Below are 12,200 nucleotides of genomic sequence, written 5' to 3' on the forward strand. Positions count from 1 at the left end.
ACATGAAGACAACTTTGTAAGCTCGATGCTTTTAGAGAGGGATGACTTGGTGAAACATCCTACATTGATTTATATAAGACCCCTTCATATTTATTTACTCAGAACCCTTTAGAGGCATTAAGAGTAAACGCAGACGCCCGTTAAGCTTTAATGAAGTTCATAGGACAAGATTGTATCTGTTGCTATGAAAGATTTGGGTGGAACCACGTAATAAATTAACGTCCCATTGGTTGAGTATCAACTCAATCGATGGGACTTTTTTGTATAGTTTAAACGTAGAGGAGAATTATAATGGATAAAATTAAATTAACGTTTCCGGATGGAAATGTAAAAGAATTTGATGCAGGCATTACAATTGCTGATGTTGCAGATTCAATTAGTAAATCACTTAAAAAAGCGTCATTAGCAGGGAAATTAAATGGTGAGATTATTGATTATCATACACCAATCAATGAAGATGGTTCGATTGAAATTATCACAAATAAAAGCCCAGAAGCATTAGAATTAATGCGTCATTCATCAGCGCATCTATTAGCTCACGCATTGACACGCTTATACCCAGGCATTCAATTCGGAGTAGGACCAGCGATAGAATCAGGCTTCTATTATGATACATTCAAAGAAGAGCCTATTACAGAAGAAGACTTACCAAAAATTGAAAAAGAAATGAAGAAAATTATTTCTGAAAACCATGATATTATTGGTCGTATTGTGACTAGGGAAGAAGCACTAGAAATCTTTAAAAACGATACATTCAAGCAAGAATTAATTAATGAATTACCAGAAGATGAAGACATTTCAGTATATCAACAAGGTGAATTCGTTGATTTATGTCGTGGTGGACATATGCCTTCAACAGGTAAGATTAAGATTACTAAACTATTATCACTTGCTGGAGCTTATTGGCGAGGTAATTCAGATAACACTATGATGCAACGTGTTTACGGTACTGCATTCTTCAAACAAGATGAATTAGATGAATTCTTACGTTTACGTGAAGAAGCAAGAGAACGTGACCACCGTAAGTTAGGTAAAGAACTCGGTATCTTCATGATTAATCAAGAAGCAGGGCAAGGTCTCCCATTCTGGTTACCGAACGGGGCAACAATCCGTCGTACCATTGAACGTTACATTATGGATAAAGAAATTAACTTAGGTTATGAACATGTGTATACACCGATTATGGCTAAATCTGATCTGTATAAAACATCAGGACACTGGGATCATTATAAAGATGACATGTTCCCACTAATGGATATGGGAGACGGCGAGATGTTAGCACTTCGTCCAATGAACTGTCCACACCACATGTTAATCTATAAGAATGATATCCATTCATACCGTGAGTTACCTATTCGTATTGCTGAATTAGGTATGATGCACCGTTATGAAAAGTCAGGTGCATTATCTGGTTTACAACGTGTACGTGAGATGACATTGAACGACGCGCATATCTTTGTACGTCCTGACCAAATTAAAGAAGAATTCAAACGCGTACTGAAATTAATTGAAGATGTATACAACGACTTTAATATTACAGATTATCGCTTCCGCTTAAGCTACCGCGATCCAGAAGATAAAGAGAAATACTTTGATGACGATCAAATGTGGGAAAAAGCAGAAGCAATGTTAAAAGAAGCGATGGACGAATTAGGTCTAGAATACTTTGAAGCGATTGGTGAAGCAGCCTTCTACGGACCTAAATTAGACGTACAATTCAAGACAGCTATTGGTCTTGAAGAAACAATGTCTACGGTTCAATTAGACTTCTTATTACCAGAACGCTTTGAATTAACTTATGTCGGTGAAGATGGACAAAATACGCATCGTCCAGTAGTTATTCACCGTGGGGTTGTATCAACAATGGAACGTTTCGTTGCTTACTTAATCGAAGAGTATAAAGGGGCATTCCCAACGTGGTTGGCACCTGTTCAAGCGATATTATTACCAGTAAGTAATGAAGCACATGGAGACCGTATTGAAGAGCTTTACCACGATTTAAGAGCGAAGGGCTACCGTGTTGAGATGGATCTACGTAATGAAAAGTTAGGTTATAAGATTCGTGAAGCACAAACGTCTAAAGTTCCTTATCAAATTGTCATTGGAGACCAAGAAGTAGAAGACGGTACAGTGAATATTCGTTCATATGGTTCTAAGGACTCTAAGACAATGTCTTACGACGAGTTTGTTGAATACCTTGAGAAAGATATCGCATCAAAAAGTCGTGACTCTGAATAATTTAAATAGTTAATAGCAGAACAGCTCAACCGTTGTGGTTTATGACCATGATTGTTGAGCTTTTTTGCATGGAAGTGAGGGACTAAAGTGCCGACCACAATTTGTGTATCTCGTGACTTTACTTTAAGTTAGCGCTAAGCTAATTATATACAGCTTTAAACAACTTAAGGAGGATTATATTATGGCGAAAATACATATTAAAAGAGCTTATGATGATGCTAAAGACCAAGATGGTTACCGCGTACTAGTGGACCGTCTATGGCCAAGAGGCATTAAGAAAGAAGACTTACATCATGATGAGTGGTTTAAAGACTTGGCCCCTTCATCAGACTTACGTAAAGACTTTGATCATGAAGAGGATATATTCTCATGGTTCAAAGAAAAATATGAAGAAGAGTTGAACAATCATGATGAGAAAAATTCTTGGCTAGCTTTGGTCAAAGAAAAATTAGATGATGGTCCTGTAACTTTGTTATATGCAGCTAAGGATAAGGACAATAATAATGCTGTTGTATTAAAAGAATGGACAGAGGATCATCTATAAAAATACTCGATACAATCAATTTCATTTTACTTTTAACTAATAACATCGCTATAATGGAACGAAAGAGATTAAAAAATTGAGGAGGAAAATAAATGGTCTTTGAAATTGTAGTGATAGTAATATTAGTTATCTTACTCATCAACCAATTTAACTTATGGAATCGCTTTACAGTTTGGTTTAATCAACAATCTGGTAGCGAAGTGGGAGAAAATGGACGCAATTATAAGGGGTATATCTTTATCGTACTCATTGGAGCAATCTTCGCTTTCATCACAGCTTACTTTCAAACAGCTAGAGAGATTAACTTTGCAGCGACATCCTTAGCGCTTGAGAAATTAGCAATGAATAACGAAGTGATTGCGGAATCAGCAATGAATGCCCAAACTGCTGCGTTTCAGAATGCCTTTGATTTCACATCATTGTACTGGCAAAAATTCTTTGAAAATGCGACACTGTTTATCTTATTACCAGTCTTAATTAGTTTAGGAACAGTATTCATGCAAGATGAAATGAAGAAAACAAAAGAAGAGTTAGCGCAAGTTACGATTGGTGATTCGAAAAAAATTGAACCAGAACCTGAAATAGAAGTCACAGAAACAACTGAACCCACAGAAGAACCTATAGTCAATGAAGACATCGCTGTATTAGCTGAAGAAGAAAGCAAGGAAGAAACACAAGACGATACAACGGAATTCTTATAACAAAAAATGAGTTAGAGAGAAATATCTCTCTAACTCATTTTTTTATTTATCTTGTAATCGATTTGTACGTAATTGGTGTCGGTCACTAAAGAATGAACGATACGTTAAGTAAGTTGCGATATAAGTAGAGATTGCTGTAGAGGCTAGCATCATAAACATAACCATAATTTGGTAAAGAATGGCTTTAGTAGGATCAATTCCCGCAAACATTAAACCAGCCATCATCCCAGGTAAAGTCACTAATCCAACAGTCTTCGTACTATCAATCGTTGGTTGTAACCCCCGACTCATTGTTGCTTTTAGAATCGATTGGGAAGCTTGATAAGGTGTCGCACCAAGAGCCAGTTTTTCTTGAACGGCTTGTGCTTGGTCTGTAAACGTCTGTGATAGGGTAGAGAAGGCTAAACCAATCGAACTCATTGAGCCCCCGATAATCATCCCAGTAATTGGAATAAGTTGAGAGGGTGTGAATTCCAAACTACCTGAAAGTACAAGGACACTAATCGTAATCGTCGCTGTGGTTAAAATCGCAATTAAAGAATTGATAAAAGCATTTTTCAGCCCTTTACCACGTTGTCCTGCATTCCAGCTAGCATTCAATATCATGACTAGCATCATCGCTAGTGTTACAAATGTGTTATTAACTTGGAAAATTCCTTGTAATAGGAACCCAACCACAACGAGTTGAACAATCATGCGGACAATCGCAATAATTAACTCTTTTTCAAGTTTTAATTTTTCTCGGTATGAAATGATAATCGCAATAATGACTAAAATAAATGATAAAACTAAAGAAGTTGGGGTCACATTAAGCTGGTTCATGGTTATCCTCACTTTCATCGAAGGCTATCTTATCTAAAGTAATTATTCGGTCAGCTAATTGCTGTTCTTTTTCAATGTGGCTGACTAAAATAACTGTAACATTATTCTCTTTACGGTATTGATTTAACCATTCCCAGATGATTTTTCGAGTTTCTGAATCTAAGGCACTCGTAATCTCATCAAGTAAAAGAATATCAGGACGGAATTGAACGTTACGAATTAAAGCCACACGTTGTTTCTCTCCACCAGATAAAGTTGTAATGTCTTTATCCAAATACGACTTCGGTAATTGAACATGTGAAAGCAAATCTTTCGCAAGCTCTTCATCAAAGTCCATATCGCGAATATCATAACTAAACTGTAAGTTATCGCGCACCGTCTCACCAAATAAGGTTGGCGCTTGGAAACAATATGAGACATTTTGACGTAATTCAATGGGATCAATGTCTTCGACATTCTCACCTTTGAATAAATAGTCACCTGACGTTGTTAAGGCAGGACTTTGTAATTGCGCAAGGTATTTGAGTACGGTACTTTTACCGCTCCCAGAAGGGCCATTAATCGTAAGAATTTCGTTGGGTTGAACGTTAAATGATAAGTTACTTATGATTGTTTGCGTATTGGTTTTAATTGTTAGATTATTAATCTGTATAAGTTCTGACACGGTAATCACCTTTCTTTGAAAAACATATAACCTAATTGTAAGTATTATAATTGGACTTTGCAAGACGTACTAAAAATATATATAAAAACTCTGAGCCAATGTCATGAACTAACACCGGATCAGAGTTGCTTTGTTAATGATTGATTATTTAATGTTCATTCGGATCGTTTTCTGCATCTTCATGAGTCGGGTGGACTGTTCCTTCTAAGTGATCGGGTCCAGCATATATTGTATATAACTTAAGTGGTTTAACTCCAGTATTCTCGATATTATGCCACATATTTGCTGGAACAAATACAGCATCATCATCAGATACTTTTATTTGTACATTTAAATCATCTTCAGTTGGCCCCATCTTACATAAGCCTTCACCATCTTCAATTCGAATAAATTGATCAATGCCTTCGTGTACTTCTAAACCAATATCATCACCTGGTTGAATTGACATGACAGTTACTTGTAATTTTTCGCCTGTCCAAATTGTAGTACGATAGTTATTATTTTCCTTTGTTGCATCTTCGATATTTATTACATACGGCTTTTTACCATGGTCCTTGTAGTCAAATTCCATATTAAATCCTCCTCGTAATAGTTTACACATCTAAAATACATATGTTACATAGACAATAACGATTATATAAAATTTTGTCAAATAATATAAATGTTTTTTATAAAAAAATATTGAGGGAGCAAATTATATTTATATTAGGTAATGATTTGAAGGGGCATAATGAGAGAGTAGTTTTCAAGATTTAAAGGCAAGCTTATAAAGCAAAGGTATAGTAATTCGAGAATGGTCAACAACAGAAAAATGAATCACTTATATAAGCAATACAAGTGAGGGTGATGTGTTGTTAGATCGATATTATCAACAATATAAAAAAGAAGGTATAAAATCAATTGATATTCAAGAAGAGAGTTTATTGATAACGATCGAAACAATTAATCAACTAAAAAATTATTTCACCGAAGCTGTTGAAAAGATTGATCAAATAAATAACTCGAATTAATCAGGTGCAAGCTATTAAGAGCCCCTTAAATCCAAACGAGGATTAAAAGGGGGCTCCTCTTAAATAAAACTATTTAACTGCTTTAATACTATCCATTAATACTTTAAAGAAAAAGCCAAGACCAATTGTTAGTAGAATATGCCCAATACCAGCAATCCCAGACATCATTGCAGATGATTCCATTCCCATCACAATCATTGATCCGTGAATTAACATAATTAGTAAAGATAAGCCTAAACCAGATTGGTAGAACATAATGAATTTTTTATAATGGCGGTGTGCGCTTAATTTAAATTGGTGTTCAAGAATTAATACAATTAAGAAAAAGAACATTCCTAAAATTAAAGTGTGTGTGTGTAATACTCCTAATTGAGTATAGCCAGTAAAGTCATAAATTCGAGCGAATTCACGATCAAATAATCCGAAAGCCAGACCTAAAATCATATAAATCATACTCGTACGTGCTAATTTGTGTTGCATATTAATCTCCTTTTGTGTTGTTTATGCCATGTAGTAACCAAGAAATCTTTCGATCGTATTCTAAGAGAAGTGTCTGTGAATCCCATTCATTGGCGATATATTCAGTTAAACTATTCGTAACCAATGACATGACAAAGTATAAAAAGCTCATCGCTTCTTCTTTATTTGAGATATCAAAGTGATTCTTCTCTAATATCGTAAACCAATGATCAAACATATGTGATTCTGAAGGAACTTTACGACGTCTTGAGAATATCAATTGATCACTTCGAGTTAAGAATTTGATTTGTTTCCATTGAATATCTTGATGATCGAGGTGACTAATTTCCCTCAAGTAATTCGCAATCCCATCGAATAGGGCATCCTCGCTTTGTTGAATGTGCTGCATAATATCAATATGAATTGCGCGTGCCACTGTTGATATTAAGTAATCATTCGCATCAGCCAAATCTTTAAAATACTTATAAAAAGCGCCGCGAGACATATTCATTAAAGAAATAATTTCTGACACCTTTACTTGACTCAGTGGTTGATCGTAAAGAACATCCAATAAAATCAATTCAATCTGTGTGCGTTTATCAGCATCTAAATGTAAAAAAGTATCTTTAGGGATATGAAAACCTCCTCTATAACTTATTAGTGACAGAATGTCACTATGAGAGTATAGCACGAGAGTGACACTCTGTCACTCTGAAAAAAAGGTATAACTTAAATTATAAACATTACATAGAATAATGCCGGCCCAGCAGGTGAGAAGAAAATCGGTGTTATGAATCTAAAAGTATGAAAAGAATATTTCGGCATGCTCATTCTAAATGACGTAGTAGGTAATGTACGGCAAAAAAAACGTCATCCTTATAAGGATGACGTTTTTTGAATTAAATTAATCTTTTAATAATTCTATAGCTTCTTGATATTCACGGTCTTGGGATTCAGCGACACCTTCTTGTGTAAGATGTCCTTTATACGTATTGATTCCTGTTAAGATAGTTGAATTCTCTAAAGCTGCTTGTTTAACACCTTTACTGATAATATCTTGTGCATAACGTAAAGTAACGTTTGTTAAACCTAATGTAGCTGTACGTGGCACAGCACCTGGGATGTTAGCCACTGTATAGTGTAGAACACCGTGTTTAATATAGATTGGATCTTTATGTGTTGTCGCATGTGTCGTTGTTTCAAAGTTTCCACCTTGGTCAACGGCGATATCAACAATAACAGATCCTTCTTTCATTGTCTTAACCATATCTTCAGTTACTAAGATTGGTGCACGACGACCTGGGATTAACACAGATCCGATTGCCACATCAGCATCTTGAATGACACGGGTAATATTCTCTTCCGTAGACATTAATGTCTCAACTTGACCATCAAGTAAGTCTTCTAATTCAGCTAGACGTTGTGGGTTAATATCTAAGATTGTCACTTTAGCCCCCATACCCACTGAGAGTCTTGCTGCGTTGTATCCTACGATACCTCCACCAATAACAACAACATGGGCACTGCTCACGCCTGGTAGACCATCTAATAGAATTCCACGGCCACCATTTTGTTTTTCTAAGAAGTGAGCACCAATTTGAACAGCCATTCGTCCCGCTACTTCACTCATTGGGATAAGTAACGGTAGGGCACCATTTTCAACCATTGTTTCGTAAGCAATTCCAATAACGCCTTTGTCTAGAAGAGCTTGTGTTAATGCTAATTCTGGAGCAAGGTGTAAGTATGCGAATAAGATTAATCCATCGTGGAAGTAATCATATTCTGCTGGTAGAGGTTCTTTTACTTTAATTACCATATCAGCAGACCACACGTCTTTTGCGTCTGATTTAATTTCAGCGCCTGCTTCGATATATTCCTCATCAGTAAAACCAGATCCGTCACCTGCGTGTTTTCCAACGTAAACTGTATTACCTGCTTCGACTAACGTTTGCACGTTACCGGGTGTCATACCAACGCGATCTTCATTCGGTTTAATTTCTTTCGGAATTCCAATTATCATAAATATTTCTCTCCTCAAATTTCTTTTATCAAATGTCAAATTATAAATTTCCAACAAATTTAGTATAACACGATTCGTGAAAAAGTTATAATGATATACTTATTTTTCCGAAAATAGCCTAATCTAGGAGTTTAAATTTAGGTTAATAATTTAACTTAATGAACAATGAAAACAATATATAACAAAATAGGTTTTTATTTAATTATATAGTCTCTTCATTCAATATAAGCACATTCATACTAAAAATTATTGAGAGTGATATACTAACATAAATGAGCGTTATTTATAGAAAAGAGACAACTTTAGCGAGGTGATTAAAGTGTGCTTAATAACATTTAATAAGCAAAGCAGTAGTAAGTATCCATTAATACTTGTAGCCAATCGAGACGAATCGTATCTACGGGAAAGTAAACCAATTCATTTTTGGGAGGATAATCCTGACATACTCGGAGGAAGAGATATGAAAGCTGGGGGAACATGGCTTGCTATTACAAAAACAGGGCGGTTTGCTGCGTTAACGAATCAACCATTCACTCAGCATGAGCCGATTGAACTTACTTCACGAGGAGCATTAATAACAAACTTTCTTAAAAGTGATATCCATGCCATTGATTATGCAAAGGAACTAAGAGAGAATCGGATGAATTATGATGGGTATAATTTAGTCTTTGGAACGGTTGATGATTTATATTTGTATGACAATGTGATTGATGAATTTAAACCTTTTACAGATGGGACTCACAGTGTTAGCAATACTAAAGATGATTTGTCTAAATTCCGACAATCACATTCAGAAACAAATTTGGAACGTATGACTGCAGAGGAACGACCGCCGTCAATTGATCGATTAATTGAATCTTTCCAAGATCGAACACCTAATCCAGACTTTAGAGATTATCCTGAACAATTGAATGAAGCGTATGCTAAACAAAGTTCATCGATCTTTATCAAAGGAAGTCAGGAGTTTGGAACCGTCTCAACGACGGCTTTAATTGTTGATGACCAAGGTGTTGTTCAAATGAAAGAAGTACGATATAACCCAGAAGAGACCATACAAGTAACAACAGAAGAATTCGAGATATCATGAAGAGAGAAACACTGACTAAGTTTGACATATGGTACTAAGCGTGCTATACTTACTAAGTATCATATCGGGGATGTCTTGGTTTCGACAGGTATTGTTCGAACTTATGATGCGTCAGGTAGGCAGCGACTACCTAAAAACGCTACAGTTTAAATTAACTGCAAACAATACAAACAATAATTTCGCTTTAGCAGCCTAAGAACTGCGGGTGAAGATCGCCCTGGCATCACCCATGTGCTCAGGTTCCGGTCTCAAATTCAGTGGGATACGCGCTAACTTTCCGTCTGTAAGTTAACGAAGAGATTACCAGACTCGCGAACTGTGATGCCCGTTTATCGGCTAACAGGGAGCTAACTTTAAATGGATAAACTATTGACGTAGATTCGTAAGTGGCGAGATATTTGGACAGGAGTTCGAATCTCCTCATCTCCATTGTTAAAATATAGCTATGTCCAGTTAATCTGGGCATGACACAACACCAGCGCATAGTGATTTGGCCATTGCTATGATACGCTGGTTTTTTTTTGTATAGGAAAATGATTATTTATGTTATAAATAGGAATTGAGGGTGCTTGGCTAGGGAATTGAACCCCCTCAACTCAATAATAGCTTTACTAAGGTTTCCTAACAGCTTCTAAAGGCTGGTAGGAAGCCTTTTTTAATTCCCGAACTTTGTTTACAATTGCTATAAACCATTACTAACCATTACCATTTCTATTACTACATGAAAAAAATAATGGTTTTAATTCATTAATTTATATTAATTATTTTTTCTAAGATGTTTTTTATAAAAGTCGTTTTTTCTTCAGCATACTTATGCTTATTTTTATTATTTAGGTTTGACAATTTAAATTTCAATTTTTCATAATCAACTCTAGCTTTGGGATTTTCTCTAAGATAGTCTCTAAAGTTTAACTGCTCTAAGAGATACTTATTTCCATGTTGATACATATGAATTTGATGTGTTCTTGGTTCACCTTTAGTAAAATAATACCGATCCGGCAAAATATTGGTTCCATGTGAAGTGTAACCGATAGATTCTAAAGCTGAGACACATTTTTCACTGTCAGTATATTAATTAAGTTCAATTGCAATGTCAATGATTGGTTTTGAACTTAAATGTTCTACTGCTGTACTACCGATATGGTGGATTTCTGCAGTATACACTCCGATTTTATTTTGTATTCTTTCTTTCTCTGATATAAACTCTTTTTCCCATTCACTAGACCATGGAACTAGAAATACTTCACCTCTAGGCAAACCAAGCATATATAAAACTCCTCGTTAATTGATTTTGTTATGTTTAATTCTCCAAAAACTTCGCAAATTTATTAGCTGTGTCTTTCTTCTCTTCTTTTGTAACGTGAGCGTAGATATTCATTGTTGTTTGGATATCTGTGTGTCCTAGACGAGCCTGAACATCTTTAATTGAAGCTCCCATAGAGAAGTGAATACTACAATATTGTATAAAAATTTAGACAGATAGCTGCAATCAATTCAAGTGATGGATCAATATTTTTTTTACGAAAGATTATAATTTTTTGGTTAATTGTTATGTCTGAGTGTTTCTAGCATAAAGTTTTATTCTTCAATTTCAATTTCTCTTAATACGCGTGCCGGAACACCCCCTATAACGACATTGTCTCCAAAGGACTTCGTGACTGTTGCACCAGCCGCGACCACAACGTTATCTCCCAGGGTGACACCGCCAATAATCGTGGCATTTCCGCCAATCTAGCAGTTGTCTCCGATTGTTATTGGACGGCCGAATTCGTAACCTGAATTTCTTTCTGTCGGATTTAGTGGATGTTCAGGTGTTAAAATATGAACAGCAGGCCCCAACATCGCATTCTTGCCGAAACGAATAGGACAGACATCCAAGAAAACACAATTGAAGTTGGCAGAAAAATTTTCACCGACATGGATATTGTACCCATAATCAACTTGGAAGCTCGGTTCAATACCGATTGATTCACCCATCGTTCCTAGTAGCTCTTTTAAAATAGTATATCGTCTTTCGTATGACACTGGTCCGTTAAACTCTTGGGTTAACTGACGCGCTTCAGCTCGTTCTTTCAGCAATTGTGGGTCTTCTGGGGAATACATTTTTCCAGTTAGTATTTTTCTTTTTCAATAGATATTCAATTCCTTCTTTCTCTTTAAATGCTTTAGTACAAAGATTATATAGATAGTCTGGAATGAAGTAAATAATTTTCACATGACTATATAAAGTATAAGTTGAATTGAAATAGAAAAAGTAATCAAGCAGACAGTTCAGCTTCTAAAAGGAAAGCGTCGTTTCCCACTATATAATAGAACCATTTTTGAATGTACAGAGGTATTTTACTATTTAAAGGAATAGTCTTTTCCCACAACTATTTTTATTTCTAGACACCTAGCTATTCATCGATTACATTATTTCTTCAATTTTCCATTCACTATTTTTTAACTAAAGCGTGGTTTTTCTCCGAATTCAGATGTATTGTTTGATGATATTGAAGTAGACGAAACTATTCAGGTGTTAACAGACAATCTACACTTGATACCCAGTGATTGGGAACTTGTAAACTTTAATAAACATACATTTGCGGCGTCCATGCGGACGCGATAATGGACAGAATCGTTCATAATGCGGTTTGGTATGACACGGGTCAACTA

12 protein-coding genes, 1 other RNA gene and 2 pseudogenes are annotated in these 12,200 nt (G+C 35.6%); 6 read left to right on the top strand and 9 right to left on the bottom strand.

Translation table 11 applies throughout. The annotated features are described in order from the left end of the window. Positions 1 to 291 precede the first annotated feature (291 nt). The 3 genes from thrS (at position 292) to HYQ40_10345 (ending at position 3,483) form a co-directional block, all read left to right on the top strand. Positions 292 to 2,238, top strand: a complete 1,947-nt coding sequence (gene thrS / locus HYQ40_10335; protein ID MBZ6528162.1) for a threonine--tRNA ligase — start codon at positions 292 to 294, stop codon at positions 2,236 to 2,238. 181 nt (positions 2,239 to 2,419) lie between these two features. Further along, a complete protein-coding gene (locus tag HYQ40_10340; protein ID MBZ6528163.1) occupies positions 2,420 to 2,782 on the top strand; it encodes a DUF488 family protein in 363 nt (120 codons plus the stop codon). A 92-nt stretch (positions 2,783 to 2,874) separates the two neighbouring features. Next, positions 2,875 to 3,483: a hypothetical protein gene (locus HYQ40_10345; protein MBZ6528164.1), complete on the top strand. Its 609-nt coding sequence runs from the start codon at positions 2,875 to 2,877 to the stop codon at positions 3,481 to 3,483. Positions 3,484 to 3,525: 42 nt separating this feature from the next. On the opposite strand, the gene fetB is transcribed toward HYQ40_10345, so the two are convergent. From fetB to HYQ40_10360, 3 genes are all read right to left on the bottom strand, one after another. Next, positions 3,526 to 4,305, bottom strand: coding sequence for an iron export ABC transporter permease subunit FetB (fetB, locus tag HYQ40_10350; GenBank protein ID MBZ6528165.1), 780 nt, complete (start codon positions 4,303 to 4,305; stop codon positions 3,526 to 3,528). Then, complete coding sequence (locus tag HYQ40_10355; protein ID MBZ6528166.1) at positions 4,292 to 4,969, bottom strand: ATP-binding cassette domain-containing protein; 678 nt, start codon at positions 4,967 to 4,969, stop codon at positions 4,292 to 4,294. The genes fetB and HYQ40_10355 overlap by 14 nt, the downstream gene beginning before the upstream one ends. A 148-nt stretch (positions 4,970 to 5,117) precedes the next feature. Then, positions 5,118 to 5,540, bottom strand: coding sequence for a cupin domain-containing protein (locus HYQ40_10360; GenBank protein MBZ6528167.1), 423 nt, complete (start codon positions 5,538 to 5,540; stop codon positions 5,118 to 5,120). A gap of 280 nt (positions 5,541 to 5,820) precedes the next feature. Here HYQ40_10360 and HYQ40_10365 point away from each other — a divergent pair, with 280 nt between their 5' ends. After that, a complete protein-coding gene (locus HYQ40_10365) occupies positions 5,821 to 5,979 on the top strand; it encodes a hypothetical protein (GenBank protein MBZ6528168.1) in 159 nt (52 codons plus the stop codon). A 69-nt stretch (positions 5,980 to 6,048) separates the two neighbouring features. On the opposite strand, the gene HYQ40_10370 is transcribed toward HYQ40_10365, so the two are convergent. From HYQ40_10370 to ald, 3 genes are all read right to left on the bottom strand, one after another. Then, positions 6,049 to 6,459: a DUF2871 domain-containing protein gene (locus HYQ40_10370; protein MBZ6528169.1), complete on the bottom strand. Its 411-nt coding sequence runs from the start codon at positions 6,457 to 6,459 to the stop codon at positions 6,049 to 6,051. A gap of 1 nt (position 6,460) precedes the next feature. Then, entirely contained in the window at positions 6,461 to 6,970 is a 510-nt protein-coding gene (locus HYQ40_10375; GenBank protein ID MBZ6528170.1) for a TetR/AcrR family transcriptional regulator, read from the bottom strand. A 372-nt stretch (positions 6,971 to 7,342) separates the two neighbouring features. Then, positions 7,343 to 8,458: an alanine dehydrogenase gene (gene ald / locus HYQ40_10380; GenBank protein MBZ6528171.1), complete on the bottom strand. Its 1,116-nt coding sequence runs from the start codon at positions 8,456 to 8,458 to the stop codon at positions 7,343 to 7,345. A 319-nt stretch (positions 8,459 to 8,777) separates the two neighbouring features. On the opposite strand from ald, the gene HYQ40_10385 reads away from it, so the two are divergent. Next, on the top strand, positions 8,778 to 9,545 hold the full coding sequence (locus HYQ40_10385) for an NRDE family protein (GenBank protein MBZ6528172.1): 768 nt from the start codon (positions 8,778 to 8,780) through the stop codon (positions 9,543 to 9,545). 66 nt (positions 9,546 to 9,611) lie between these two features. Then, positions 9,612 to 9,977: a transfer-messenger RNA gene (ssrA, locus tag HYQ40_10390) on the top strand. Between the two features lie 315 nt (positions 9,978 to 10,292). Here ssrA and HYQ40_10395 read toward each other — a convergent pair. The 3 genes and pseudogenes from HYQ40_10395 to HYQ40_10405 form a co-directional block, all read right to left on the bottom strand. Then, a pseudogene (locus HYQ40_10395) lies at positions 10,293 to 10,811 on the bottom strand (GrpB family protein). Between the two features lie 34 nt (positions 10,812 to 10,845). Next, positions 10,846 to 10,983, bottom strand: coding sequence for a hypothetical protein (locus HYQ40_10400; GenBank protein MBZ6528173.1), 138 nt, complete (start codon positions 10,981 to 10,983; stop codon positions 10,846 to 10,848). Between the two features lie 140 nt (positions 10,984 to 11,123). Continuing rightward, positions 11,124 to 11,648: pseudogene (locus tag HYQ40_10405) on the bottom strand (sugar O-acetyltransferase). Between the last annotated feature and the right edge of the window lie 552 nt (positions 11,649 to 12,200).

The organism is Aerococcaceae bacterium DSM 111021 (assembly GCA_020112395.1).
GTDB lineage: Bacteria > Bacillota > Bacilli > Lactobacillales > Aerococcaceae > Ruoffia.

What these genes read in the sequence shown, in the direction of transcription:
- thrS (MBZ6528162.1), top strand. Translation starts at nt 292, where the DNA reads ATGGATAAAATTAAATTAACGTTTCCGGATGGAAATGTAAAAGAATTT.
- HYQ40_10340 (MBZ6528163.1), top strand. Translation starts at nt 2,420, where the DNA reads ATGGCGAAAATACATATTAAAAGAGCTTATGATGATGCTAAAGACCAA.
- HYQ40_10345 (MBZ6528164.1), top strand. Translation starts at nt 2,875, where the DNA reads ATGGTCTTTGAAATTGTAGTGATAGTAATATTAGTTATCTTACTCATC.
- fetB (MBZ6528165.1), bottom strand. Translation starts at nt 4,305, where the DNA reads ATGAACCAGCTTAATGTGACCCCAACTTCTTTAGTTTTATCATTTATT.
- HYQ40_10360 (MBZ6528167.1), bottom strand. Translation starts at nt 5,540, where the DNA reads ATGGAATTTGACTACAAGGACCATGGTAAAAAGCCGTATGTAATAAAT.
- HYQ40_10370 (MBZ6528169.1), bottom strand. Translation starts at nt 6,459, where the DNA reads ATGCAACACAAATTAGCACGTACGAGTATGATTTATATGATTTTAGGT.
- ald (MBZ6528171.1), bottom strand. Translation starts at nt 8,458, where the DNA reads ATGATAATTGGAATTCCGAAAGAAATTAAACCGAATGAAGATCGCGTT.
- HYQ40_10400 (MBZ6528173.1), bottom strand. Translation starts at nt 10,983, where the DNA reads ATGGGAGCTTCAATTAAAGATGTTCAGGCTCGTCTAGGACACACAGAT.